19 protein-coding genes are annotated in these 24,051 nt (G+C 69.3%); 4 read left to right on the top strand and 15 right to left on the bottom strand.

All coding sequences use genetic code 11. The features are described 5' to 3' along the window. Positions 1 to 5 precede the first annotated feature (5 nt). From HNQ61_RS05665 to HNQ61_RS05645, 5 genes are all read right to left on the bottom strand, one after another. Positions 6 to 1,679 carry a short-chain dehydrogenase gene (locus HNQ61_RS05665; protein ID WP_170037414.1) on the bottom strand — a complete coding sequence of 558 codons (1,674 nt, stop codon included), beginning with the start codon at positions 1,677 to 1,679 and terminating at the stop codon, positions 6 to 8. A gap of 72 nt (positions 1,680 to 1,751) precedes the next feature. Further along, on the bottom strand, positions 1,752 to 3,914 hold the full coding sequence (locus HNQ61_RS05660) for a pseudouridine synthase (RefSeq protein ID WP_170037417.1): 2,163 nt from the start codon (positions 3,912 to 3,914) through the stop codon (positions 1,752 to 1,754). Then, on the bottom strand, positions 3,892 to 4,461 hold the full coding sequence (scpB, locus tag HNQ61_RS05655) for an SMC-Scp complex subunit ScpB (protein WP_170037420.1): 570 nt from the start codon (positions 4,459 to 4,461) through the stop codon (positions 3,892 to 3,894). Before scpB ends, HNQ61_RS05660 begins: the two co-directional genes overlap by 23 nt. Then, the gene (locus tag HNQ61_RS05650) at positions 4,458 to 5,204 is read right to left on the bottom strand and encodes a segregation and condensation protein A (protein WP_170037423.1); all 747 of its coding nucleotides are present in this window, start codon (positions 5,202 to 5,204) and stop codon (positions 4,458 to 4,460) included. Before HNQ61_RS05650 ends, scpB begins: the two co-directional genes overlap by 4 nt. Beyond that, complete coding sequence (locus tag HNQ61_RS05645; protein WP_170037426.1) at positions 5,201 to 5,899, bottom strand: site-2 protease family protein; 699 nt, start codon at positions 5,897 to 5,899, stop codon at positions 5,201 to 5,203. The genes HNQ61_RS05650 and HNQ61_RS05645 overlap by 4 nt, the downstream gene beginning before the upstream one ends. A 156-nt stretch (positions 5,900 to 6,055) precedes the next feature. Here HNQ61_RS05645 and rpsT point away from each other — a divergent pair, with 156 nt between their 5' ends. After that, positions 6,056 to 6,310, top strand: a complete 255-nt coding sequence (rpsT, locus tag HNQ61_RS05640) for a 30S ribosomal protein S20 (RefSeq protein ID WP_170037429.1) — start codon at positions 6,056 to 6,058, stop codon at positions 6,308 to 6,310. A 280-nt stretch (positions 6,311 to 6,590) separates the two neighbouring features. Here the strand turns inward: rpsT and HNQ61_RS05635 are convergent, their stop codons facing one another. Genes HNQ61_RS05635 through pyrR form a run of 5 tightly spaced genes read right to left on the bottom strand, consistent with a single transcriptional unit; the run spans position 6,591 to position 11,644 of the window. After that, entirely contained in the window at positions 6,591 to 7,691 is a 1,101-nt protein-coding gene (locus HNQ61_RS05635; RefSeq protein ID WP_170037432.1) for a zinc finger Ran-binding domain-containing protein, read from the bottom strand. Between the two features lie 23 nt (positions 7,692 to 7,714). Continuing rightward, positions 7,715 to 8,818 (bottom strand): HD domain-containing protein, encoded by a 1,104-nt coding sequence (locus tag HNQ61_RS05630; protein WP_170037435.1) that lies wholly within the window; start codon positions 8,816 to 8,818, stop codon positions 7,715 to 7,717. Between the two features lie 5 nt (positions 8,819 to 8,823). Then, the gene (locus HNQ61_RS05625) at positions 8,824 to 10,119 is read right to left on the bottom strand and encodes a dihydroorotase (protein ID WP_170037439.1); all 1,296 of its coding nucleotides are present in this window, start codon (positions 10,117 to 10,119) and stop codon (positions 8,824 to 8,826) included. Continuing rightward, complete coding sequence (locus tag HNQ61_RS05620; protein ID WP_170037442.1) at positions 10,116 to 11,087, bottom strand: aspartate carbamoyltransferase catalytic subunit; 972 nt, start codon at positions 11,085 to 11,087, stop codon at positions 10,116 to 10,118. The genes HNQ61_RS05625 and HNQ61_RS05620 overlap by 4 nt, the downstream gene beginning before the upstream one ends. Next, positions 11,087 to 11,644 (bottom strand): bifunctional pyr operon transcriptional regulator/uracil phosphoribosyltransferase PyrR, encoded by a 558-nt coding sequence (gene pyrR, locus HNQ61_RS05615; protein WP_170037445.1) that lies wholly within the window; start codon positions 11,642 to 11,644, stop codon positions 11,087 to 11,089. Before pyrR ends, HNQ61_RS05620 begins: the two co-directional genes overlap by 1 nt. A 449-nt stretch (positions 11,645 to 12,093) precedes the next feature. Here pyrR and HNQ61_RS05610 point away from each other — a divergent pair, with 449 nt between their 5' ends. Continuing rightward, on the top strand, positions 12,094 to 12,309 hold the full coding sequence (locus HNQ61_RS05610; RefSeq protein ID WP_170037448.1) for a hypothetical protein: 216 nt from the start codon (positions 12,094 to 12,096) through the stop codon (positions 12,307 to 12,309). A 78-nt stretch (positions 12,310 to 12,387) separates the two neighbouring features. Beyond that, on the top strand, positions 12,388 to 13,530 hold the full coding sequence (locus tag HNQ61_RS05605) for a 6-bladed beta-propeller (RefSeq protein ID WP_170037451.1): 1,143 nt from the start codon (positions 12,388 to 12,390) through the stop codon (positions 13,528 to 13,530). Here HNQ61_RS05605 and tadA read toward each other — a convergent pair. The 5 genes from tadA to HNQ61_RS05580 all read right to left on the bottom strand — a co-directional run bounded on the left by tadA (position 13,511) and on the right by HNQ61_RS05580 (position 21,132). After that, entirely contained in the window at positions 13,511 to 14,059 is a 549-nt protein-coding gene (gene tadA, locus HNQ61_RS05600; RefSeq protein ID WP_221239657.1) for a tRNA adenosine(34) deaminase TadA, read from the bottom strand. The two genes, HNQ61_RS05605 and tadA, sit on opposite strands and share 20 nt — an antisense overlap. 77 nt (positions 14,060 to 14,136) lie before the next feature. Then, on the bottom strand, positions 14,137 to 14,793 hold the full coding sequence (lexA, locus tag HNQ61_RS05595; RefSeq protein ID WP_170037454.1) for a transcriptional repressor LexA: 657 nt from the start codon (positions 14,791 to 14,793) through the stop codon (positions 14,137 to 14,139). Between the two features lie 258 nt (positions 14,794 to 15,051). Next, positions 15,052 to 16,491, bottom strand: coding sequence for a glutamate--tRNA ligase (gltX, locus tag HNQ61_RS05590; protein ID WP_170037457.1), 1,440 nt, complete (start codon positions 16,489 to 16,491; stop codon positions 15,052 to 15,054). A gap of 645 nt (positions 16,492 to 17,136) precedes the next feature. After that, a complete protein-coding gene (locus HNQ61_RS05585) occupies positions 17,137 to 18,456 on the bottom strand; it encodes a vanadium-dependent haloperoxidase (RefSeq protein ID WP_170037460.1) in 1,320 nt (439 codons plus the stop codon). A gap of 741 nt (positions 18,457 to 19,197) precedes the next feature. After that, positions 19,198 to 21,132, bottom strand: a complete 1,935-nt coding sequence (locus HNQ61_RS05580; protein WP_170037462.1) for a M1 family metallopeptidase — start codon at positions 21,130 to 21,132, stop codon at positions 19,198 to 19,200. Between the two features lie 509 nt (positions 21,133 to 21,641). Between HNQ61_RS05580 and HNQ61_RS05575 the strand changes: the two genes are divergently transcribed. After that, positions 21,642 to 24,035, top strand: coding sequence for a glutamine--tRNA ligase/YqeY domain fusion protein (locus HNQ61_RS05575; protein WP_170037465.1), 2,394 nt, complete (start codon positions 21,642 to 21,644; stop codon positions 24,033 to 24,035). The last annotated feature ends 16 nt before the right edge of the window (positions 24,036 to 24,051 follow it).

Raw genomic sequence — 24,051 nt, 5'->3', positions numbered from 1 at the left:
GCGTGTCAGCGCTTGATGCGCTCTCCCTTGTCTTCGTAGCGAAAGATCCACGCGGCCAGCGCGCCGGGGCGGATGGTGCGCGACTGCTGCCACGGCTCCACGTCCCACCGCGAGCCGCCCTCCGGACCCGTGCGGCCGTCCAGATCGGCGAGGATGGCGCGAATCCTTTCGCGCCACGCGGCCCAGTTTTCCGCGCGCAGGTCCACCCAGCCGTTGCGCGCCGTCTGCGCGGGCGTGTCGCCTTCCGCGGGCTCCACCTCCACGTTGCGGCCACGGAGCACGCGCTCGCCGTCCGGAAGGAGGACCGCCAGCTTGCTGGAAAGAATTCGTGTGCGCAGGTCCGCGTCGTCACCGATCAGCTCCTCCGCCGCGCGGGAGAACGCGTCCGGGTCGATGGCGGAGGCGGCGTCCAGCCCGCGGCACAGGCGGCGCAGGATCTCCGCCTCGTACAGCAGCTTGGTGAGGCGCGGCGGTCCCAGCATCTCGAATCCGACACTGCGCGTACCGCGCGACTCCTGCAGCTCATCCATGTAGCGCAGCGCCGTCTCGCGCAGCACGCCGGCGCGGTACGTGGGCCCGCTGGTCGATGCATCCAGCGCGGCCACCACGTCGTGGCCGGTGGGATGGCCGGTGATTTCGCGGATGGCGTCCACCGCGATCTCCTCGGGGGTGATGAACTCCATCAGCCCCAGCGAGGTGATCGCCTCGAATTCGTCCGGCGAAAACAGGCCGTTCTCCCCCGAATCCAGGTATACGCCCGTCAGCGTCTCACCGGTTTCCTTCCACATCACGTCACGGCCGAACTCCTTGCGCTCCAGCCGGTCCGCACCGCCGAACGCCTCGCTTGCCGCCACGGGTGCGACGGAATCGATCCGCTGGATGGGCTTGCCCCGCCAGATGACATCGCCGTCGCGGATGGCCTTCCACGAGATGGCGGCGGTCGGCTTGATCTCCTTGACCGCCGGCGCGCCCGGCGTGCGCGCCATCAGGTAGAGGAGGAGCGTCTGCGCGCCCGCGACCGACGACTTGGCCAGAAGCTGCCGCGAAGGACGCGTTTCCGAGTGCGTAAAGGGGATGTTGAGCCCCATGCCGCCCGTGCCCGCGGTGCCCACCTTGAGGTAGACGCGCGTACCCACGGTGGTCATGGCGTTCAGCGCCACCCACATGTGGTGGATGAGCGGCGGAAGCGTAAGGGTGATGAGGTGCTTTTCGATGGTTTCCGCGTCCACCGGGCCCTGGCGGGCGGCTTCGCGGAGAGATGCGGCGCTCTTGAAGACGTTCTGATAGGCAAAAGCGGTCGCCGTGTTGACGCAGTCGACCACGATCTCCGGGCGATGGCGAAGGATGAGCTCGCCGAGCGCGTCCTGCTCCACCGCCTCGGGTCCGAGCGGGCCGAAGAGCGCGTCCAGCAGGGTTCCGCGCGCCTCCGCGTCGTCCAGCACCGTGTCGCGCGTGGCGTGGCGCAGCGCGGATGGCGTAAACAGGTTGCCCCACTCCCCCACCAGCTCCGCGTCCCCGGCGATGGGGCGCAGCGCGTCCAGCCCTTCGCGCACCTCCGCCTCGGTGAGCGCGGCGATCACGATCTGGGCGGGGCGAAGCGGCAGGATGTCGCGCGCAATGGCCATTCCCACCAGCCCGGAACCGCCCAGGATCATCACCCGGGAACCCTGGATTTCCATGCAGTCCGTTCGATGAATGGATACGATGCGGAGGACCGGCGGCCCCGCCCGGCTTCGGACGGGGCCCGCGGATCACCGTCCGCGCGGCGGGCGTCCGCCGGGCTTTCCGCCCGGCCGGCCGCCGGACGGCTTGCCACCGGGACGTCCGCCGGGGCGCGGCCCCGACGGCTTTCCGCCGCCGTCGCGCGGCGGGCCGGACGGGCGCCCTCCACGCGGACGGTCGTCCCCGTCCGATCCACCCGGGCGCGGGCCTCCGCGCGACGGGCCGGACGAACGGCTGGGACGATCGCGGTCGTCCAGCAGCCCGATCCGCTTGCCGCCACGCGCCGCACCCGACGAGCGGCGCGGACGGGTCCCGAAATCGTCCAGCTCGTCGCGCTCCTCCACGACGGGGGGACGCGGCGTGCGCGGACGATCATCCCCCGCATCCGGACGGAAGCCGCCACGGGCGGGCGGCCGCGGACCACGATCGCCCGTGTCGTCCCGGCCCGCGGGACGGCCGCGAACCGGCGGCCACGACGGGCGCTCGTCGGACGAATCCTGTCCGCCCGCGGGGCCGGAGCGCGGGCCGCCACGCGACGGGGCAAAGCGCTCCCCGTCTCCCGCCTTGCGGGAGCGGCCAGGACCGGACGGGCCCACCCGCGGAGGTGCGGACGGGCGGTCGTCGCCGCGGGGACGCGAGGCGTCGCCCGCGGGACCACGCCCCGGCTTGGCGCCGCGATCGTCGCGACCGCGCGGGCCGGCGCCGCGGGGGGCAGGACGCTCTTCCTCGAACGAGTCGCGGCGCGGCGGCTCCGGACGGTCCCACTCCGCCAGGTCGCCCCACTCCACGTCCGGGCGGCGGGGTACGCGCTTGGGCGGCGCCGGGATCCGGGGCGAACGGTCCTCCGTCCCCGGACCGCGGCGCTGCTTGATGGGGCCCTTGGCGGCACCGCGCTTGGGCGTTCCCTCCCCGCCACCGCTCGTGCGCGTCTCGCCATCCGCCGGGGCGCGGCGGGGACGCTTTTCGCCCTCCGCCAGCGCGCGGGCCGGACGCTTCTCGCCATCGGCCGAACGCGACGGACGCTTGTCATCCAGCGAACGCGCGGGGCGCTTGTCGGCATCCATCGGCCGCGCGGGACGCTTTTCGCGCGCCGGACGGCTGTCCGCATCCACCGATCGCGGACGCTTTTCCGCATCCAACGGGCGCGAGGGACGCTCCGCACCGGCGGAACGCGCGGGACGATCCGCATCCACCGCACGAGAGGGACGTTCTCCACCCACCGCACGCGACGGACGCCTCTCGCCATCCGCAGCGGCCGCGCGGGACGGACGCTTTTCCGGCCCGGACGCCGTCCGCTTGCGGGTCGTGTCGGAATAAGCGCCGTGCGTGCTCTTGCGGTCCGCCGAGGCGGCGGCGCGCTTGGGACGGCTTTCGACGACCTCGGTACGCGATCCGGACGACTTCACCTTGCGCGGCTCGGCGTCCGGACGGACGCGGGGCTGGGCGGGCTCGTCGCGCACGTGCGACAGCTCTTCCAGCGCCAGCACGCGCCACTTGCCCTCCGGCAGTTCGCCGAGCTCGATGGGCCCGAAGCGGCGGCGCACCAGGCGCTTGACCGGGTGCCCGACGACCTCCAGCATCCGCCGGACCTCGCGCTTCTTGCCTTCCTTGAGCACCAGCTTCAGCCGCGACAGCCCGTTGCCCGCCGGCCCGATGAGCCGCGCGGACTCCGCCGTCGCCATGGACCCGTCATCCAGCTCCACGCCCTCCACCAGCTGGCGCAGCGTCGCATCGGACGGCTTTCCCGTCGCGATCACGTCGTACTCCTTGGTGATGCCGTAGCGCGGGTGCAGAAAGCGGTTGGCCAGGTCGCCGTCGTTGGTCAGCAGCAGCAGCCCTTCGCTGTCGCGGTCCAGCCGGCCCACGTGAAAGAGGCCGTGGTACTTTTCCGGCAGCAGATCGTAGACGGTGCGGCGGTCGTACGGATCGGTGCGCGTGGTGACGTATCCCGTGGGCTTGTGCAGCGCCACCCACGTGGTGGGCGCCACCTTTACCTCCACCCCGTCCACGTCCACCTTGTCCACTCCGGCGGTGATCCGCATTCCCTGCACGGTGACGGTCTTGCCGTTCACCCGCACGCGGCCGTGGTCCACCATCTCCTCGGCCGCGCGGCGCGACGCCACGCCCGAGCGGGCCAGAAAAGTCTGAAGCCGAAGCGGTTCCCCGCGCTTAACGAATCCCGGCTGCTTCATTTGAATCCTCGATAGGTTCGCGGCGCGCAAGCACCACGGGCAGCTCCTCGGAGCGCGGAAGGTCCGCCAGGCTCCGGAAGCCGAAATGCTCCAGAAAAAATTGTGTCGTGCCGTACAGCAGGGGGCGTCCCAGCCCCTCGCCGCGGCCCACGACCTCGATCAAACCCCGTTCCTGCAGCGTCTTGAGGACGCCGCCCGCGCCCACGCCGCGGATTTCCTCCACCTCCGCGCGCCCCACGGGCTGGCGGTAGGCCAGAATGGCGAGCGTTTCCAGCGCCGGCCCGCTCAGCCGCTGCGCCGTGGGCACGCTGTCAAAGCGCTCCAGCACGGGCGCAAACTCCGGCCGCGTCAGCAGCTGATACCCGCCGCCCACCTCGAACACGGTGAACGCGCGCCCCTCGCGGTCGTACTCCGCGCGCAGTTCGGCGATGGCGGCCTCCACGCCCTCCTCGTCCAGCTCCTCGTCCGCGCGGGCCAGGTCGGCGGGCGCGAGCGGGGATTCGCTGGCGAAGAGGAGCGCCTCGATCACACGGCTGGCGCGGATCACGGCTGCGACTCCGCCTTGGCGCGGTAGATCCACAGCGCCGCGAAGGGCGCCGTCTGCCGCACCTCCACCACGCTGCGCTTGGCCAGCTCCAGGCAGGCCAGGAGAGAGGCGACGGCGTGGATGCGCGTGCCCCACGGCGCCACCACCTCCGCGAACTCCACCCGGCGCGAGCGGTCCAGCATCGCCAGGATCTCGTGCATCTTGTCTTCCATCTTCACCTCGCGCCCGCGCACGTGGTGAATCGTCTCGGGCGCGTTCAGCCGTTCGCCCAGCAGGCGGATGGCCGTCCACACCTCGTCCCACTCCGTATGCAGCGGCAGGTCCGCCAGGCGCGGCGCCGGGCGCGCCTCCACGAAGCCGCGGCCGTACATGCGCGCCCGCTCGCGCTCAGCGCGCTCCATCACCCGGGCGGCGTCGCGAAAGTGCTCGTACTCCAGCAGGCGGCGCACCAGGTCCGCACGAGGGTCCTCGGCCTCTTCGTCGTCGCCGCGGCGGGGAAAGAGCATCTGGGCCTTGATGCGCACCAGCGTGGCCGCCAGTTCCAGAAACTCCCCCGCCCTTTCCAGCTCCAGCCGGTCCACGTTGCGGATGGCCGCCAGAAACTGCTCGGTGATCCGCGAAATGGGGATGTCGAAGATGTCGACGTCCTGGTTGCGGATCAGGTGCAGCAGCAGGTCCAGCGGCCCGTGAAACCGCTCCAGATCCACCGAGAACGGATCGGGGACCGCCGCCGTGTCGGTCAAAGGCTCTGCAGGACGGACTGGATCAGGCCGATGTTGGCTCCCGCGGCGGGCAGCAGCAGCAGCCGGGTGGGCTCCCAGATGACCGGGCCCATGAACCGCAGGGCGCGGGTCAGCACCAGGATCCACAGGATGATGAAGCCGTACTGGTACAGCTTGCGGTACTCGGCCGCGGCGCGCGCGGGCAGGTAGTGGTACAGCACCCGCGATCCGTCCAGCGGCGGAATGGGGAGCAGGTTGAAGATGATGAGGCCGACGTTGGCGAAGATGCCGTAAAAGAACATCCGTCCGGCGGTCACCGCCATGTCGGGGACCGCGGCGCCGGACGACCGCGTCGCGGCGCTGAGAATCCAGAGCGCCAGGGCGAATACGATGGCCAGGACGGCGTTGGCGGCCACCCCGGCGAGGCTCACCAGGATGTCGCCCCGGCGGTAGTCGCGGAACTTGCGGGGATTGGTGGGCACCGGCTTGGCCCAGCCCAGCAGCGGCATTCCGCTTCCAATGGCGATCGCCGGGAAGAGGATGGTGCCGATCCAGTCCACGTGGGCGGCCGGGTTCATGGTGACCCGGCCCAGCATGTATGCCGTGTCGTCACCCTGCTTGAGGGCGACCCACGCGTGCCCGAACTCGTGCGCCGTCAGAGACAGCAGCAGAATGGGCAGCGCCAGTACGACGGCTTGCAGATCGAATGATTCCATCCCGCCAAGCTAATACAGGGTTCACGGGGATGTCAAAACGCGCGTGCGCCCGGGGTTGACAATCCCCGGACCACCGGATAATATTCGGCTTCCTGTTTTGTGTCCCGGAACGAACATCGGTGCCGGGCGGCCCCGATTCAGTTGGAGAGAGAAACCTTGCCGAACGTCAAGTCCGCCGAGAAGCGGATGCGGACCAACGAGGTCCGCGCCGAGCGCAATCGTCAGTTCCGTTCGCGTCTGCGCACCGCGCTCAAGAAGGTGCGCGCCGCCACCACTGCCGCCGATGCGACTCCTGCGTTCCGCGAGGCCGCTTCGCTGCTGGATCGCGCCGCCCGCAAGCGCATCATCCACCCGAACAAGGCCGCGCGCGCCAAGAGCCGCCTGACCGTCAAGATCGCCGCTCTCGGCTGATCTGTCTCGGGGTTGTTGATCATGCCCGCCGCGCTTTCGAGTGCGGCGGGCATTTTCGTGTATCCACCTCTCTGAACTGCCGTTTCACACGGAGGTCACGGAGGATGCACGGAGGGCACGGACGAACAGCAACAGCAGGTCTCACGCAGAGCAGCAGAGAAGCAGAGAAAGGATAAAAGAAGGGAGCGCGAGACGATGTAGCGTCTGCGCTCCCCTTCTTTTCATTTGTGGCTGTTCTCTGCTGCTCTGCTGCTCTGCGTGATGCCCTTCTTTTTTTGTTCTACAGTTCGGAGCCGCAGATTTCGCAGTACCAGCTGTGCGGTTCGTTGATGGCGCCGCATTCCTTGCACAGCAGCGGCTCCGCGCGGCTCCCCCCGCTCGGCGCGGAAGACGGCGAGGATGGCGTGCTCGGCGTGCTGGACGGCGCGGGAGCGGGGGCGCCGATCGCGCGGTCAAGCTCCTCCAGGAACGCAAGGTCGTCCGCGCCCAGGTCGGCCTGCGTCGTCTCCGGCGCGCGCACCGAGTTCTCAATGTCGCGCAGAAAGTCCAACCCGTTGTCCTCTTCCGCAGGAGCGGCGGCGGGCGGCGTCCAGGCCTTGGCCGCCTCGTCGATCCCTTCCAGCCACGGAAGCTCCTCGTCCGCGTCCGCCATCTTCTGCGGCTCCCCGAACTCCCCGCCGAACGGGTCCCACTCGTCGCTCGACACCTCGTCCGCCGCGCGCGCCGTCTCCGCCGGCGTGAGCGAAGCCGGAGGCGCGATTTCCTGCGCGGGCGTGGCGGGAACCGGGTCTGCCGGCTGCGCGAAGACGTCGTCCGGCGCGAGGGCGCTGGCTTCCAGCGGCTCGCCGCCTTCCGTCTCCCAGTCGTTCTGCACGGCGATGGGGACGGCGGGCGGCGGCGCGTCCGCCACGGCCGGGGCGGGGCTGGGCGCCGCCATGGCGCTCTCCGCGCCGGCGATGTCGGCGGCCAGCGTCTGCAGGCGCTCCACCTCGGAGCGCGCATGCGCCACGGCGTCGCCCGCCTCGGCCACGGCCGATTCCAGCCCGGGGCGCTGCGCATCCCACGCGGCCTCGTCCAGCTCGCCGATCAGGTGGCGCAGCTGCACCTCGTCCATCTCGTCCGCCAGGTGCCCGCGCCGCTCCTCCGCCTCCTGAAGCAGGCCGCGGTTGCGCTCCAGGTCGGCCTCGATCTCGCCGCGGTGCGAGGACAGGTCCTCCGTCACGCGGCGCAGACGGTCGGCGTAGTCCGCGCGCACCCGCTGCGTCACGTGCGTGCTGGCGCGGCCGCCCACCTCGTCCAGCCGGGCGATCCACCCGTTCAGCTGCTCGCGCTGCCGGATCAGGTCGTGCACCGGCGAGGCACCAGGATTCAGTTCACTCATGGCAGTCTGGTTCGGTTGCCCGCTCAGCCGCGGAACAGGTCGATGACGTCGGCCACGAACTCGCGCGGAGCCACGGGCTCCAGCACGGGCGCGGCGGCGGATTCCAGCAGCGCCGGGCGATGGAACGAGCGGTCCATGCCGCGGTCGAACGGCGTCCAGCCGCCCGGCTGCAGCCCGGCCACCGCGCGCATCCCGGGGTTCATCTTGGCGTCCAGGTCGTCCGCAAAGCTCAGCAGCAGCGCTTCCAGCGTCTGCGGCAGCTTGGGGCTGGCGAACTCGTACTTGCCGTGATGGCTGGCGATCAGGTGCTGCAGGTGCAGCATGCGGTCCGCGCGCAGCCCGGGAATTCCGTCCGCCTCGCGCAGAATCACCTGCAATCCCAGCAGGATGTGGCCCAGCAGCTGCCCCTCGTCCGTATACGCGAACGAGCGGCGCGCCGTCAGCTCGCGCGTCTTGCCGATGTCGTGCAGCAGCGCGCCCGCGATCAGCAGGTCGCGGTCCAGCGGCGCGCCCTGCTCGCGGTAGTGCGCGCACAGGCGGTCCGCCGCGCCCGCGACGCTGAGCGAGTGCTCCATCAATCCGCCCAGGTAGGCGTGATGGTGCTTCTTGGCCGCGGGGTGGATGCGGAAGCTGCGGCCCAGCTGCGTCTTGGCGCCCACGCACCGCACCAGCAGCGTGCGCAGCGGCAGGTCCGAGATCGACGCCACCATGGCGTCCAGCTCCCGCATCATCTGCCCGCGGTCGCGTGGCGAAGCGGGAAGAAAGGTCGCCAGGTCGTCGTCGCTGATCTCCAGCGGCTCGATGAGGCTCACGGTGAGCTGCATCTTTTCGCGATACACGCTCACCTTGCCGCGCACCCCCACCACGTCGTCCGGGCCCACGGCGCGGTCGCAGCGCTCGGCGTCGTCCCACACCATGGCGGTCACGGTGCCCGTCTGGTCGCCCAGCGTAAGCTCCAGAAACGGCTTGCCCGCCTTGGTTTCGCGCCGCTGCTTTTCGTAGACCAGGTAGCAGCCGATGATTTCGCGCACGTCCTCGCGAAGGTCGGCCACCATCGGGCCCGGATACGCCGGCCCGCAGAACCCGCGGGGGTCCGTGCGGGGCGCCAGCGACACTGCGTAGTTCACTTCTCTCATCCCGCCTGTGTTTCCCGCCATACGGTCCGGCCGCCCACCAGCGTGCGGACCGCGCGGCAGCGCAGCGCCCGGCCGGTGAACGGCGTGTTGCGGCTCATGCTCAGGAACGACGCCGGATTCACCGTCCACTCGGCGCGCACGTCCATGATCGTCACGTCCGCCAGGCTCCCCTCCGCCAGCGAACCCATCCCGTCCAGCTTCATGGCCCGCGCCGGGGCGCAGCTCATCCGCTCCACCATCGTCGGGAGGTCGATCAATCCCGTGGCCACCAGCTCCGTGTAGGTGAGCCCCAGCGCCGTCTCCAGCCCCACGATGCCGAAGGGCGCGTCCTCGAACGCCTGCTCCTTTTCATCGTAGTGGTGCGGCGCGTGGTCCGTGGCGATCACGTCCAGCGTGCCGTCGCGCACGCCCTGGCGCACGGCGTCGCGGTCTGCCTCGGAGCGCAGCGGCGGGTTCATCTTGGCGTCCGTGCGGTACGCCTCCACCGCCGCGTCCGTCAGGGTGAAGTGGTGCGGCGTGGCCTCCGCCGTCACCCGCACCCCGCGCGCCTTGGCCTCGCGGATCAGCTGCACACCCAGTCGCGTCGATACGTGCTGCACGTGCAGCCGCGCCCCGGTCAGCTCGGCGAGAACGAGGTCGCGGGCGATCATCACGTCTTCCGCCGCGTTGGGGATGCCGGTCAGCCCCAGTCGGCTGGCGACGATCCCCTCGTTCATCGTCCCCTTGCGGGCGAGCGTGGGATCTTCTTCGTGGACGGCGACGGGAAGGTCAAAGGTCAGCGCGTACTCCAGCGCCATCCGCAGCATTCCGCCGCTGACCACGGGCTTGCCGTCGTCCGTGACCGCCACCGCGCCGGCGTTGATCAGCTCGCCGAACTCCGTCAGCTGCTCGCCCTGCTGGCGCATGGTGATGCACCCGGTGGGAAACACGCGCGCGCCGCCGGACCGCATTCCCTCCGCCAGCACGAAGCCCACGGCCGCGGGATCGTCGATGGGCGGGTCCGTGTTCGGCATCGCCACGACGGTGGTGAAGCCGCCGGCCGCCGCCGCGCGGGCGCCGGTGCGGATCGTTTCCTTGTGCTCCTGCCCCGGCTCGCGCAGGTGCACGTGCACGTCCACCAGCCCGGGGGTGACCACGAGGCCGGAAGCATCGATCGTTTCCGCGCCCTCGGGCGCGTCGATCCCCTGTCCCACGCGGGCGACGCGGCCGTCCACGAGAAGGACGTCGGCCACGGCATCCATGCGCTGCGACGGGTCCACCACGCGGCCGCCGCGGATCAGAACGGGGTTCATGCCGCGCCTCCGGTCTTGGCGGCTTCCGCCTGCTCCGGCTGCCCGCCGGAAAGGAGGTAGAGGACGGCCATGCGCACGGCGACGCCGTTGGTCACCTGCTGCAGGATGACGCTGTGCGGCCCGTCCGCCACGTCGCTGTCGATTTCCACGCCGCGGTTCATGGGGCCGGGGTGCAGGATGAGAATGTCGCGCGGCGCCGCTTCCACGCGGGCGCGCGTAACGCCGAAGACGCGGTTGTACTCGCGAAGACTGGGGATGAAGCCGCCCGTCATCCGCTCCAGCTGCAGGCGCAGGATGTTGAGCACGTCCGCCCACTCGATGGCTTCCTCGATGCGGCGGAACACGGTCACGCCCATCTCCGCCACCTGCGCGGGAAGCAGCGTGGCCGGGCCGCAGACGGCCACCTGGGCGCCCATCTTCCGCAGCCCGTGAATGTTGCTGCGCGCCACGCGGGAGTGCAGGACGTCGCCGCAGATGCAGACGTGCAGGCCGTCCAGCGGGCCGCGGTGGTCGCGGATGGTGAGCAGGTCCAGCAGCCCCTGCGTGGGGTGCTCGTGCTTGCCGTCGCCCGCGTTGATGACGCTGCTGGCGATGCGGTCCGCCAGGAACTGCGCCGATCCCGACGCGCCGTGGCGGATGACGACCATGTCGATCCGCATCGCCTCCAGGTTGCGCGCCGTATCCACCAGCGTTTCGCCCTTGGCCACGGACGAGCCGGTGGAGCTGATGTTGACCGTGTCGGCGGCCAGCCGCTTTTCCGCGAACTCGAACGAGATGCGGGTGCGCGTGCTGTTTTCGAAGAACGCGTTGACGATGGTCTTGTTGCGCAGCACCGGCACCTTCTTTACCGGCCGCTCGCTGATTTCCTTGAACGCTTCGGCCGTGTCCAGAATGCCGGTAATCTGTTCGCGGGTCAGCCCCTCCAGCCCCAGCAGGTCCTTGCCCAGCGACGGTACGGCTTGCGGCATCAGTCCAGCCCCTCCGCGTCCACCAGTTCCACCCCCAGCGAGCCGTCGATCTCGGGAACGAGCACCTCCACCCGCCCGCCGTCGCGGACCTCCACCCGTTCGCCCACGATGTCGCCCTGGATGGGGAGTTCGCGCCCGCCGCGGTCTACCAGCACGGCCAGCAGAATGCGCTTGGGCCGCCCGAAGTCCGCCAGCTCGTCCAGCGCCGCGCGCACGGTGCGTCCCGTGTACAGCACGTCGTCCACGATCACCAGCTCCCGGCCGTCGATGCCGCCCACGGGAAGCCGCGTCTGGCCCACGACGGGGCGCGGGCCCACGGTCATGAGGTCGTCGCGGTACAGGGTGATGTCGAGCGATCCGGTGAGGGGGGCGGTGCCGGTGCGGTCGGCCAGGAGCGCGGCCAGGCGGGCCGCGAGCTGCACGCCGCGCCGCTCCACGCCCACGAGAAGCAGCGGCGAGCCGCCGCCGGTGAGCTGCACGATCTCCTCCGCCATGCGCGCCAGGACGCCTTCCACCCGGGCGGCGTCCATGAGCGTGCGGCGCTGGGATTCGGCCATGTTTGCGCTTGTGTGTTCCGGGAGAGAAGCCGGATGTCGGCAACGGCGCAAACTTACCCCGCCACCACGCCAAGTGTCAACGAAGCGCACGGTTGAAGGGCGGAACGCGGCGCTCGTGGATGCGCGGCCCTGCCTGTGTACCGCATTCGGGTAGCACTTCGCCTGTCGGGCTCTCCAGCACGAGTTCACGCACGGGGAGCACAGGACCGGAGGTCAGATTCGAGAGGCAACAGTGGCGATCCGTCGTTCTCTGCAGCAGAGCACATTAGGCATGTGGTGGCGGGCGGGTTTGGCATGCAGTCGGGCTGACCGCCAGAGGCTCACGTAATCACTCGTAATGAGACACTTGTTGCGGAGCTGCCTTGCGCGCATTATGGACGGGCTGGCCAAACCGAAGTCGGCGGATACCGGCGCACGTTCGTCCTCTCACACCACCATGGACGGTGATCATGAGAAAACCCTACCTGCTCGGCTTGATCGGGATGTTGACCGTTTCCGCTTCATCCACGGGCGCCGCACAGCAGGATAATCAGCCCAGAGCGGGTGATCTTATCTGCGTGCAAACCATTGTAATCGTTACGAAAACCACGATTTACCCAGACGGCTCGCAGAGTACGACTACCTTTTCGTACGGCGCGGGAATCGTCTGCCACGTGGCTCAGTGACCCACCCGTCCCACGCAGGCCCAATCGGCCACATGCCGTGGTCTCCTGCACCCGGCCTTTCACCAATCACAGCCCACCATGCAGTTTTACCAGCGCCTGGCACGTCGTCTGGCATCCCTGACCGTGATGGTGGTCTCCTGCTCCGGATGCGAGGACGAGGATGCTGGAGTGAACCGGAACGCCGCACCGGCTTGGGCGAACGGTCAGGAGTGGCGGGTGGAGCGGATGGCGGTAATCGGCGCAGTGGGCGACCAGGAATTCGGCCGCATCGTGGATGTCGCGCTGGACGCGGGCGGGCGCGTGTGGGTGGCGGATGGTTTGAAGAACGAGATCCGGGTGTTTTCGCCGGAAGGCAGGGCGGTCCGCACCGTGGGACGAAAAGGGGGCGGTCCCGGTGAGTTTCTGATGCTCGCGGGAATGGATTGGGATCCGGCGGGCCGGCTGTGGACGGTGGACGGCGCAAGTGCCCGCTATTCGGTCTGGGACACCGCCGGCACCCTGGTCGCCGAACACCGGCGCAACATCGACACGTCCATCAGCCCGTGGCCCCTCGGATTTGACCATCAGGGCCGGCTCTATGATGTACTGGGGGCGTCCGAAGCTGGCATCGGGGGTGTGGTGCGGCACGACTCCCTGCTTCAGCCGCTGGACACGTTCACATTTCCCGTCTTCGTGGAGTCCGCCGTCGAGCGGGTTTCGCAGACGGGAGACCAGCGAAGCGTCTCGCGCATGGTGCTGCCGTTTGCCCCCACGCAGCTGTGGGTGCTTGATCCGAACGGTTCTGTCTGGCTTGCGATCACCGACAGGTATCGGATTGAACGGCACCCGATGGGCGGCGGGATCGAACGCGTGATCTCGCGACCGGTGAAGTCCATGGCACCGAACCGCCTGCAACGCGAGTCGGCCCTTCGCCAGTTGCGGGAAATGAAGAAGCACGGCGCAACGGTGGATCCGTCGAAGCTGCCTTCCACGGTCCCGGTGCTGGCCGACTTCTTTGCGGCGAGCGACGGGCACTTGTGGGTTCGTACCACGTCAGGAGGTCCGTCGAGCTACGACGTATTCCACCCGTCCGGCACCTTTCTGGGCCAGGTCCGCACGCCGGAGCGGCTCTTACCCTCTCCAGCGCCCGTTGTACGCGGCGATCACATGGCGGGCGTGGTCACGGACGAGGACGGGGTGGAGCTTGTCGTGGTGATGCGGATTATTCGCCCTGGCCGCTGACCTGTTCAGGCGGAGAACAGTCCGGGGAGGCGGAAACGTCGAAAGTGGCTGCGCGCGGCTTGCGGCGGGAGCGGAAAAAGGCGCGGAGGACGTCGCCGGCTTCCTCGGCCAGCACGCCGGTGGTGAGCTGCACGCGGTGGTTCAGGCGGGGGTGCTGCACCAGGTTTCCCAGCGACCCCACCATTCCCGCCTTGGGATCGTGCGCGGCAAACACCAGCCGCGGAATGCGCGCGTGCACGATGCCGCCCGAGCACATGGTGCACGGCTCCAGCGTCACGTACAGCGTGCACTCCAGCAGCCGCCAGTGGCCAATGGCCTGCGCCGCCCGGCGGATGGCCACCATCTCCGCGTGCGCCGTGGGATCCTGCAGCGTGTGCGTCAGGTTGTGCCCCGTGGCCACCACTTCCCCGCCCCGCACGATCACCGCGCCCACGGGAACCTCGCCCAGCGCCTCGGCCGCGGCCGCCTCAGCCAGCGCCACCCGCATCCACCGCTCGTCCTGGTCCGGCGCGACCTCGTCCATCTGCATCACGTTCGCTGGGTGACGGAAAACACAAAGGACCCCGGCGCCGCGCCGGGGTCCCTCCTGCCTTGCGGACCACGCGGTCAGTGCGCGCCGGTAACGATGGCTTCGGTGTGCGCGCGGGTAAAGCGCCGGTACAGGCCGCTTACGCGGCCGAGCACGGTGAAGTCATTGTGCTCGTGCACCAGAATGGGGGCGTAGGCCGTGTTGGCCGGCTCCAGCACCACCTTGCCGCCGTTGGCGAAGTAGCGCTTCACCGTGGCGTCGCCGTCCACCCGCGCCGCGACGATGTCGCCGTTCTGCAGGTCGGACTCTTCCACCGGCTCCACGAGAACCATGTCGTTCTCGCTGATGCCCATCCCGGTCATGCTGTCGCCCTTGACCTGCAGCAGAAAGGCGTCGGCAGAGCCCACCAGCTTGCGGTCGAACTCGAACTCCTCCACCACGTCCTCGCGCAGAAGCACGGGGACCCCGGCGGCGATCTGGCCGTAGAGCGGAACGCTGGCCACGGAGGGCGACAGGTTCATCCCCAGAATCTTGACGCCGCGCGAGCGCGAGGCGTCACGCTCGATGAAGTTCTTGTCCGCGAGCGACTGCAGGTGCTCCGAGACCGTCTTGGTGCTCTTGATCCCGAACCGTTTGCCGATCTCCCGGATACTCGGCTGGTAGGTGTTCTCCTTGAGGTAGTCCACAAGGTAGTTCAGGATCCGGCGCTCGATCTTGGTCAGCGCTTCAGGCATGCCCGCCTCCGCTGGACGTTGGGTCGTCCCTCCCAGTGTGTATCGGATTCGCGCTGAATCCGTTCGGTTACTCCTGGCCCGGGATGCGCGAGACAGGCGGCCGCGATGGTGCCGCGACTGTCCCGAACCCGCCCAACCTGTTTCCCGCCGCGCGATGCGTTTCCCGCTCCGCGGGGCGGCACAGCGCTGCGTGTTTCCACGTACCCCAGCCTGTGGGCGCAACTTAGGCGACCTCCCGGTGGAAGTCAACGTTTCTCTTTAGACTCCCGCGATGCGCTCGCGCGCGCGGACGATTCTATGGAGGGTTCGGTCACGTCCCAGCGTGTGGACCACGAAATCGATTCCCGGGCTGGCGGCCTGCCCCACCAGCGCCACCCGCAGCGGCTGCGCCACCTTGCCCAGCCCCACACCCAGCGTTTCCGCCGTCCCGCGCAGCGCCGCGTCGATCCCCTCGGTGGTCCACGGCTCCACCGCGGCCAGGGCGTCGTGCACGGCCTGCAGGCGCTGCGACGTTTCCTCCGCGTTCTTCCAGTGCTTGGCGGTGGAGGCCTCGTCGTACGCCTCCACCTCGTCCACCAGATAGGTGCGCGCCTGGGCGGCGATCTCCAGCGTGGTGCGCCCGCGGATGCGCAGCTCCGTCATCAGCGCCAGCAGCGGCTCGCGGCGCGCCTGCACCTCATCCTCCGTCAGCAGCCCGTCCCGCACCAGATGCGGGGTGACGAGCGGCAGCAGCTCTTCGGCGGGCATCAGGGCGATGTGCTGGCCGTTCATCCACTCCAGCTTGGCGGTGTCGAAGACGGCGCTCTTCTTGTTGACGCGGTCCAGCGAAAAGCGCTCGGTAAGCTCCGTCATCGTCATCACTTCCACGTCGTCGCCGGCGTTCCATCCCAGCAGCGCGAGAAAGTTGTTCATCGCCTGCGGAAGGATGCCCTGCTCCGCGTACTGGCCCACCGCGGTGGCGCCGTGGCGCTTGCTGAGCCGCTTGCCATCCGGCCCCAGGATCATGGGGAGGTGGGCAAAGCGCGGGACGGCGGCGCCCATGGCCTGGTACAGCAGGATCTGCTTGGGCGTGTTGGCGATGTGGTCGTCGCCGCGGATGACGTGCGTGATGCGCATGTCGATGTCGTCCGACACCACGGCCAGGTTGTAGATGGGCGTGCCGTCGGTGCGCAGGATGATGAAGTCCTCGATGCTCTCGTTCTTGAACCGCGTTTCGCCGTGCACCTCGTCATCCCACGCGGTGTCGCCTTCCGGTACGCGGAAGCGCACGGCGAAGCGTTCGCCGGATTCCGCGCGGCGCGCGCTCTCGTCCGCGGGGATGGCGGCGCAGCGGCGGTCGTAGCGGTACTCCTCCTTCATGATGTCGCGGCGGGCCTGCAGCTCCTCGGGCGTGCAGAAGCAGCGGTACGCCGATCCGGCCGCCAGCAGCCTGCCCACCTCGCCCTTGTGCCTCTCCAGCCCGTCGGCCTGATGGACGGGGCCCTCGTCCCAGTTCAGCCCCAGCCATGTCATGCCGTCCAGAATGGCCTGGGTCATTTCGCCGCTGCTGCGTTCGCGGTCGGTGTCCTCGATGCGCAGCACGAAGACGCCGCCCGTGCGCCGGGCCAGGAGCCAGTTGTACAGGGCGGTGCGCGCGCCGCCGACGTGCAGAAAGCCGGTGGGGCTGGGGGCGAAACGGACGCGGATCTGGTCGGCCATGTTCGTCTGTGGATCGTATGCGGGAGCGCCGCGCCGGGCGGCAGTCATGCGTCGGAATGCAGCCGTTGAATGTATCGTGGCGATATACGGCAGGACAGACGGATGCGGATGAGCGCGTCACGGGCAGGCTCTGCGGCGGGCCCCCACCCGGGCCGGCACTACCGGCCCACCCTCCCCCAAAAAAGACTGGAGGGTTGGGGAGGGGCGGAGGGTGTGGTGCGAATCGGCGAGTGCAGGGCGTGAGCGGAGTTCCTTGAGCGAATGAATCCGCCGCTCCAGAAGCGGGAACCCCCGACACGACGCCCACAGGCGCCGTTCGGGGCTTCAACTGCTTGGAAATCTGCGCAAATGTCTCGGGCGGAGTCCGCGGAGGCGGACTTCGTGTGGTTCGAGGCGCGGTTTCAACCGCCGGGCCGAGAACCGCCGCTCGCCCCAAGATCTGGTCCCCCGCCGAACTGGGGTGTGCTCCCTCTCCCACATCCGTTCGTGGGAGAGGGTCGTCGTGCGCAGCACGCGGGGTGAGGGCCCCGGCCGGCGGACGCGCACCGAATCCTCTCCGCGCTCTGTCTAAAACGATGGATCGCCGAACGGGCGAGCGCCCGGACGGCGAACCGTCCGGGCGCTCTGGTGATGGAGGGGAGTCGATCAGACCGCGCCCTGCTGCACGCTGCGCGCATCCAGCGTTTCAGGGCTGGCCAGGTCCGCCGGGGGAGGCGGCTTGCACGGGTCCTGAACGTCGACGTTGGACTCGCCGCAGGGGGCGCACCCGGCCTGGCACTTTTCCGCGCCGATCATGAGATCCTTGCACGGGGGCGGCGCGTCGTCCTTGCAGACGTCCGTGTCCCGGCACTTGCACTGGCTCACCATGGCGGGCATGGGCGGGCACAGGTTGAAGTTGCCGCCGCAGATGCTGGACAGCTGGCGCAGAACCAGGCAGGCCACCACCTGGCCCAGCCGCAGCCCGGCCTCGTGGTCGGACCGCCAGTGCACGCCGCCCCACATGCGCGCCGTGCCGATGTTGTCGGCCATGTTGCGCAGTTCCTCGCCGATCGTGGTGCTGGCCATTCCCAGCGTCAGCGCGGCCGGCGTGGGATCGTTGCCAAAGAAGTAGGCCAGGATGGTGCTGGCCGCGCCGGCGTACGTGCTGTGGCCGGACGGGTACGCCGGGTGCCGCGGCGTTCCCGGGCTGAACCCCGGATTGGGCGAGCACGGACGGGCATCCGGGCAGGTGATGTACATGGGGTTCAGTTCATCGGGCCGGTCGTACAGCACGTTGAACTTGACACCATGGTCGGCCGCGTACTCCGACGGGCGCGGCCGGCGCGAGGTGAGCGGGCGCGGGCTGAGCCACTTGTAGTACCACGCCGCCTGCAGCGCACTGGCGATGGCCACGTCCAGCGCCGCCCACACCAGCGCCTGCCGCGGCGGCGACCAGTTGCGCGTGGTGATCAGGTAGTCGAGGGTGTGCCGGTAGGTGAGGCCCGGCGTCTCGTTCTCAAACAGGCGCGCCAGCCCGCGGCCGGTGCGAATCACCTGCTGGCCGGGAAGCCGGTTCACCTGCACGGCGCCCAGAGCGGGCGGCGTAAGGTTCAGCAGCCGGCTGATGGGCGCTCGGCAGCCGAAGTAGAAGGGCAGCTTCTCCAGCGGCTTGCAGGGGCTTTCCGTCAGCACCGGGCACTCGCCGGGGTTCACCAGGCTGCACGGATCGTCGCGCCGCGACGCCAGATCCTGCAGTTCCTTGAACTCCTTGGCGATCAGTTCCGCACCCTCCGGCGTGCAGGGGTCCGGATACGGATAGAAGTAGCCGGGCTCGCCGGGGTTGTCGGTGATGTCCAGCAGTTCCTTGATGGACACCATCCGCAGCTGCGGGCAGTGGTTCCAGAAGCTTGCTTCCGGCTCAACCTGCGGCCCCTTGAGGGCGTACTCCGGTACGGGACACGGGTACTTTCCATCGTAGCAGCTCATGATCCGCTCCTTCACCTGGGTTCCGCGTGCAGCCGAAAATCGGCTGCTAAAGAATGATAGCGGCATCCAGCGGATCTCCTATGCCCCTCCTCCGGCGGCCCGGGCACAGGGAAGTTGGCGAGTGTTCCGGTACCGCCAACGTGTTCACACGCACAACGTTGGCGGACGGAGCAGGCATACTGTCACCACCCGGTGACGTCAACGGTGCGCCGGATGGAACGGCGCGTTGTGAGCGCGCTCCGGGGGAGTGAATCGTCGGATCAGAGGGTTGAATCAGAGCGTATCGCGGCCATCCCTGAGCGAATCCGCCGCTCCAACGGCGCAAAGCCCCGACACCGGCCGCTGGCGCGTCCGGTTCGGGGCTTCAACTGCCTGGGGATCGGTGGCACTGTCTCGGGCGCAGTCCGCGGAGGCGGACTTCGTGTGGTTCGAGGCGCGGTTTCAACGGCCGGCCCGAGAACCGCCACTCGCCCCATGATCTCGTCCCGCACGATACTGGGGTGTGCTCCCTCTCCCACATCCGTTCGTGGGAGAGGGTCGTCGTGCGCAGCACGCGGGGTGAGGGCCCCCGTCGGCGGTCGCACGCTCATCCTGGCAAGCATCCCCATCCCCCGAACGCAAACACGGCCCGGGATCGCTCCCGGGCCGTGCGTCGGTCATCAACCGGATTCCATCCACCGAGATTGTGAACTGCCGTTCATCAACCCCGGTCCCGCTACCGCCGTTCATCCACCCAGCCGTTCAGCGGACGATGGCGTCCACCGACGTGGCGGTCACGGGGTGGTAGCCGGGGCGCGCGACGGCGTAGATGCGGCGCGCGAGGGGCTGTCCCCACGTGCCCTGCTCCATCAGCGCGGCGAACAGCGGGCGCACGAACTTGCGCCGCCCCTGCGACGTCAGGAACTGCTCCAGCGCCGGCACCGCGGGCTGGTAGCGGTTGCGCACGGCCATCTGCAGCCAGGCGAACAGGATTTCGCTGTTGCCCTGCCGCGACAGGCCGAACGCGCGGTCCAGGTCCGCCAGCCGCGCGGCCGTCATCGTCTGCGGAAGCGCGCCCAGGAAGTGCTGCCACTCCTGCGTGCTCCACCCCGACGTCTGCAGCTGCGCGGCCGGCGTTCCGCGGTCGAACGCCTGGGCCTGCGCCTCCACGGCGGCAAAGGCACCAGAGTGCGGGACGACGGCATTGGTGGGCACGCCCGGCTGGTACGCCCACTGATCCAGCCCGATCCGCTGCTCCAGCGCCGCGTCGCCGCGGATCAGGTTGGCGCGGATGTCTGCCAGCAGCTGCTCGGTGGTCATCGGCTGGAACGCGTTGCGGTCAAAGTACGAGCGCAGGTACGCGTCCCAGCGCGGCCGCCCGACGGCCTGCTCGATGGTGCGCAGGAATGCGGCGCCCTTTTCGTACGCGATGTCCGTCGTGCCCTCATCCGGATCGCGGCCGGTGAGGTCGATCTTGAGGCGCGTGTCCGCTCCGGTGTCTCCGCCCGCGGCCTCGACCGCGTCCTGCAGCCCCTGCCATCCCAGGTTGGCCAGCATGGCGGCGCGCTCCGGCCCGTACAGCGCCTCCATGATGCGGTTTTCGAAGTACGTGGTGAACCCCTCGTTCAGCCAGAAGTCCTGCCACGTCGCGTTGGTCACCAGGTTCCCGGACCACGAGTGCGCTAGTTCGTGCGCGACCAGGGAGACGAGCGAACGGTCGCCGGCAAGGATCGTGGGCGTGGCAAAGGTCAGCCGCGGGTTCTCCATGCCGCCGTACGGAAACGAGGGCGGCAGCATGAGGATATCGTAGCGGCCCCAGCGGTACGGGCCGTACAGCCCCTCGGCCGCGGTGACGAACTTTTCCAGCTCCGCCAGTTCGTACGCGGAGCGCTCCAGCATGGCGGGTTCCGTGTAGACGCCGGTGCGCGGGCCCAGTTCGCGAAAGGCCAGGTCGCCCACGCCCAGCGCGATCAGGTACGGCGGTACCGCGCGGTCCAGCTTGAAGCGGAAGGCGCGCCCGCCCTCGGCCGGCTCGCCGTTCGGCGTGAGCATCTCGGCGCTCATCACCGCCTTGAGCTCGGCGGGAACCACGATGCGCGCCTCGTACGTCTGGCGAATTCCGGGGCTGTCCTGCGTGGGAATCCAGCTGCGCGTAAGGATGGCCTGCCCCTGCGAGAACAGGTACGGATGGCGCTTGCCCGCCGTCTGCTCCGGGGTCAGCCACTGCAGCGCGCCCGCGGACGGGCTGGTGGCGTATTGGACGATGATGCGCCGCGTGCCGGCGGGAAGCTGCACGGTGAGCGGCTGGCCCAGGATGCTGTCCGCGGTGCCGAGGGCCCAGCGCAGCGGCTGGCCGTTCGCGCCGGTCACGCCGCGGATGGTGAGGCCCTTGGTGTCGAGCACGATGTCGTCGGCTCCGGGCGCGGCGGCCACGTCCAGCGCGGCGGTGCCGGAAATCACCTTGGCGGCGAAGTCGGCGCGCAGGTCCAGCGCCACGTGCGTGACGCGCGCCTCGTTGGGCTGCGCGAACGAGTGGACGTCGCGCACCAGCGTGGCCATGGGCGTCTGCGCGCCGGCGGGTGCCTGCGCCGGCGATGCGGCGGACGGCGCGGAGGCGGGCTCCACCGCCGGTGCGCATGCGCCCAGCACGCCGGCCAGCGCGGCCGCGGTTATGGGGCGGGATGTGCGGAAGTTCATCGAGTTCTGTTCCTGGTTGGTCGTTCTCTTCTGATTCGCGACATCATGCGTGCGAGCGCGCCGTCGCGACAGGCGTACGGGATCAGGGACGCGATCACAGGTTCGTGGTGTCGCGTGGTTCCATGCGATCAGATGGCGCCGCACCCGCCCCGCCGCCAAACCATGTCATCCTGAGCGAGCGCGCGATGCTTTGACTCGCGCCGATGCATCGCGAGCGAAGGATCTAGCGTGCGATAAGCCGACGTCGCGACTGGCGCGGAACTTCGCACGGGTACGTCGTCGTCCCGCGCCATCCGTGCACGGGGCGACCTTCATCCATCGTATCGCGTTGGAGTACATGCGTTTACGCGGCGATGTTCCCCGTCGCGGCGCGTCATCATCCAACGAGGCTGTTGATCGGGGAAAACGAGCAAAAAGACCGCCGCGGTTGAAGGGTGGACGCGGCGCCGCTATTCTTGGGGTTCTTCCTCGCGCGACCGCGCGCGGAACGATGGACGAAACGGGCAGCGATGGCGGAAGACGTGAGCGAGAACAAGCACGAGGGCGGTACCTCGACGACGACGGATTTCACGGAGCGCGACGGCATGGACTTCATCCGCACACTGGTCGCGGACGACCTGCGCGCGGGCCGCTACCAGTCCATCGTCACCCGTTTTCCGCCGGAGCCGAACGGTTATCTGCACATCGGCCACGCCAAGTCCATCGTCCTCAACCACGGCATCGCGCGGGAAACGGGCGGGCGCTTCAACCTGCGCTTCGACGACACCAATCCCGAAACCGAGGACGTCAGCTACGCCGAATCCATCGTCGACACCGTACGCTGGCTGGGCGCGGACTTCGGCGGCACGGTGTACCACGCGGCGGATTACTTCGAGCAGATGTACCGCTTTGCCGAGTACCTGATCGGCCGCGGGCTGGCGTACGTGGACAGCAGTACGGACGAGGAAGTGCGCGAGGCGCGCGGCACCGTCACGGAGCCGGGCCGCCCGACGGCGTTCCGCGACCGCTCGGTGGAAGAGAACCTGGACCTTTTCCGCCGCATGCGCGCCGGCGAGTTCCCCGACGGCGCGCACGTCCTGCGCGCGAAGATCGACCTCGCCTCCAGCAACATGCTGCTGCGCGATCCGCTGCTGTACCGGATCCGCCACGCGCATCACTACCGCACGGGCGACAAGTGGTGCATCTACCCGCTGTACGACTACGCGCACCCCATCGAAGACGCCATCGAGGGGATTACGCACTCGCTCTGCACGCTCGAGTTCGAGAACAACCGCGCGGTGTACGACTGGACGGTGGACCACTGGCAGGACTTCGTGCGCGCCGAGGGCGGCGAGCCGTCGCGGCCGCACCAGTACGAGTTCGCGCGGCTGGCGCTGGACTACACGGTGATGAGCAAGCGCAAGCTGCTGCAGCTTGTAAATGAGGGCCTGGTGAGCGGTTGGGATGATCCGCGCCTGCCCACCATCGCCGGAATGCGCCGCCGCGGCGTGACGGCCGAGGCGCTGCGCGCGTTCTGCGAGATGATCGGCGTGGCCAAGAGCAACACGCGCATCGACATCGGCAAGCTGGACTTCGCCATCCGCGACGATCTGAACCACCGGGCGCCGCGCGTGCTGTGCGTGCTGAACCCGCTCAAGGTGACGATCACCAACTATCCCGCGGGCGAATCGGAAACGTTCGATGCGCCGCTGTGGCCGCACGACGTGCCGAACGAGGGGTCGCGTCCCCTGCCCTTTTCCGGCACCGTGTACATCGACCGCGACGACTTCGCCGAGAACCCGCCCAAGGGCTTCTACCGCCTCTCGCCCGGCGGCGAGGTGCGGCTGCGGTACGCGTACGTCATCCGCTGCGACGAGGTGGTCAAGGATGACGCGGGCGAAATCGTGGAGCTGCGCTGCTCGTACGATCCGGCGACGCGCAGCGGCAGTTCGCCCGAGGGGCGGCAGGTGAAGGGGACGATTCAGTGGGTGTCGGCGGAGCACGGCCTGCCCTGCGAGGTGCGCCTGTACGACCGCCTGTTCACCGCGCCCGATCCCGAGGCGGGCGAGGGCGACTGGAAGCAGAACCTGAACCCGGACTCGCTCGTCGTCATCCACCGCGCCATGGTGGAGCCCAGCGTGCGCGACGACGCACCGGGGAGCCGCTACCAGTTCGAGCGCGTGGGCTACTTCTGCTCGGACACGACGGATTCGCGGCCGGACGCGCTGGTGTTCAACCGCACGGTCACGTTGCGCGACACGTGGACGAAGCCGGCCGCGTCCGCCACGGCCAAGCCCGCGCAGAAGGCCAAAAAGGATCGCGACCCGTCCGCCTCATCCGACGCCAGGCCGAAGTCGAAGCCGGCCGCCGTCGCGGTGGAGCGCACGCCGGAGCTGGAGGCGTTGCGCACACGGTTCGCGACGGAGCTGGGCCTTTCGGCGGATGACGCGGATCTGCTCACGCGCGAAGTGGCGTCGGCGCGGATGTTTGAGCAGGCGGTGGCGGGTGGCGCGCCGGCCAGGACCACGGCCAACTGGGTGATCAACGAACTCCCGCGCGTCGCCGATGCGGGCGCGCTCGCGGAATCGAAGTTCACCGGCGCGGAACTGGGCGAACTCGTGCGGCTGGTGGAGGACGGCACGGTTTCCGTCGCGGGCGCGCGCACGGTGCTGGAGGAGATGGCCCGGAGCGGCGGCAGCCCGCGCGAGCTCGTCTCGAAGCTGGGTCTGCAGCAGGTGAGCGATCCCGGCGCGCTGACGCCCATCGTGGATCAGGTGATCGCCGCGAATGCTGGCAAGGCGGACGAGTACCGCGGCGGCAAGACGGGGCTCCTGGGCTTCTTCGTGGGCCAGGTGATGCGTCAGTCCGGCGGCAACGCCAACCCCGAACTCGTCAGCCGCCTGGTTCGCGAGCAGCTAGGCTGACGCAACACGCTCTGAA

Origin of the sequence: Longimicrobium terrae (genome assembly GCF_014202995.1) — a bacterium.
Classification (GTDB): domain Bacteria; phylum Gemmatimonadota; class Gemmatimonadetes; order Longimicrobiales; family Longimicrobiaceae; genus Longimicrobium; species Longimicrobium terrae.
The sequence above is the reverse complement of the archived record's forward strand: the minus strand, read 5'-3'. Positions and strand labels throughout refer to the sequence as shown.

Bases quoted from the DNA above. Each gene is read 5' to 3' on its own strand.
- HNQ61_RS05610 (WP_170037448.1), top strand. From the start codon at position 12,094: ATGAGAAAACCCTACCTGCTCGGCTTGATCGGGATGTTGACCGTTTCC.
- HNQ61_RS05665 (WP_170037414.1), bottom strand. From the start codon at position 1,679: ATGGAAATCCAGGGTTCCCGGGTGATGATCCTGGGCGGTTCCGGGCTG.
- HNQ61_RS05585 (WP_170037460.1), bottom strand. From the start codon at position 18,456: ATGAGCTGCTACGATGGAAAGTACCCGTGTCCCGTACCGGAGTACGCC.
- gltX (WP_170037457.1), bottom strand. From the start codon at position 16,491: ATGGCCGACCAGATCCGCGTCCGTTTCGCCCCCAGCCCCACCGGCTTT.
- HNQ61_RS05625 (WP_170037439.1), bottom strand. From the start codon at position 10,119: ATGAACCCCGTTCTGATCCGCGGCGGCCGCGTGGTGGACCCGTCGCAG.
- HNQ61_RS05605 (WP_170037451.1), top strand. From the start codon at position 12,388: ATGCAGTTTTACCAGCGCCTGGCACGTCGTCTGGCATCCCTGACCGTG.
- tadA (WP_221239657.1), bottom strand. From the start codon at position 14,059: ATGCAGATGGACGAGGTCGCGCCGGACCAGGACGAGCGGTGGATGCGG.
- HNQ61_RS05580 (WP_170037462.1), bottom strand. From the start codon at position 21,132: ATGAACTTCCGCACATCCCGCCCCATAACCGCGGCCGCGCTGGCCGGC.
- HNQ61_RS05575 (WP_170037465.1), top strand. From the start codon at position 21,642: ATGGCGGAAGACGTGAGCGAGAACAAGCACGAGGGCGGTACCTCGACG.
- HNQ61_RS05645 (WP_170037426.1), bottom strand. From the start codon at position 5,899: ATGGAATCATTCGATCTGCAAGCCGTCGTACTGGCGCTGCCCATTCTG.
- HNQ61_RS05635 (WP_170037432.1), bottom strand. From the start codon at position 7,691: ATGAGTGAACTGAATCCTGGTGCCTCGCCGGTGCACGACCTGATCCGG.
- HNQ61_RS05660 (WP_170037417.1), bottom strand. From the start codon at position 3,914: ATGAAGCAGCCGGGATTCGTTAAGCGCGGGGAACCGCTTCGGCTTCAG.
- pyrR (WP_170037445.1), bottom strand. From the start codon at position 11,644: ATGGCCGAATCCCAGCGCCGCACGCTCATGGACGCCGCCCGGGTGGAA.
- lexA (WP_170037454.1), bottom strand. From the start codon at position 14,793: ATGCCTGAAGCGCTGACCAAGATCGAGCGCCGGATCCTGAACTACCTT.
- HNQ61_RS05620 (WP_170037442.1), bottom strand. From the start codon at position 11,087: ATGCCGCAAGCCGTACCGTCGCTGGGCAAGGACCTGCTGGGGCTGGAG.